At 33.4% G+C, this 653-nt stretch carries 1 protein-coding gene; it reads right to left on the bottom strand.

The window, feature by feature from the left end; translation table 11 throughout:
• Nucleotides 1-69 precede the first annotated feature (69 nt).
• Nucleotides 70-486 carry an arsenate reductase (thioredoxin) gene (gene arsC / locus IV84_RS10550; RefSeq protein ID WP_046870756.1) on the bottom strand — a complete coding sequence of 139 codons (417 nt, stop codon included), beginning with the start codon at nucleotides 484-486 and terminating at the stop codon, nucleotides 70-72.
• Nucleotides 487-653: the final 167 nt, after the last annotated feature.

Here is a 653-nt window from a genome sequence, read left to right as displayed (position 1 = left end):
TCTAACCCTTTAATTATACAGTATCAAAAAAAGAGGCCACAACTGTTGAGTTATGTCGCTTTTCTGTAATCAATGAAAGTGGTCATTTAAATCTATAATTAATTTTTTAATCTCGTCACGAACCTTACGGAATACTTCTAGTTGCTCTTCTAATGTTCCTGTTGCTTGCGCTGGGTCAGATAAAGGCCAGTGTAAACTTTTTGTTTGCGGGGGAAGCATAGGACATTTATCCTTTGCATCACCACATAAAGTAATAACTAAATCTGAAGTATTAAAATACTTTAGATCAATTAATTTAGAGTAGTGGCTACTAATATCTACTCCGTCTTCAGCCATAACTTTAACAGCATTTGGATTTAGTCCATGCGTTTCAATACCCGCGCTTTCTATCTCAAAAATATCGGGCGATAGTATACTTTTGGCATATCCTTCAGCCATTTGACTGCGACAAGAATTTCCTGTACATAAAAAATAAATTTTTTTCATTTTAAACCACCACCGATTTAATTTGTGTAACATCGTTATACACAATAAAACTTAAATGCAATGTTTCAATGCCTATTAAGGTAATATAACATTAATCATCAATAGGTAAATTACTAGTTATCCTGTATAATAGTTCAAGTAGAGAAGTTAAGGCGGTGGCTATTTCC

Origin of the sequence: Pediococcus damnosus (assembly GCF_001437255.1) — a bacterium.
GTDB lineage: Bacteria > Bacillota > Bacilli > Lactobacillales > Lactobacillaceae > Pediococcus > Pediococcus damnosus.
Note: the sequence above shows the minus strand (reverse complement) of the source record. Positions and strands in the feature narration are given on the sequence as shown.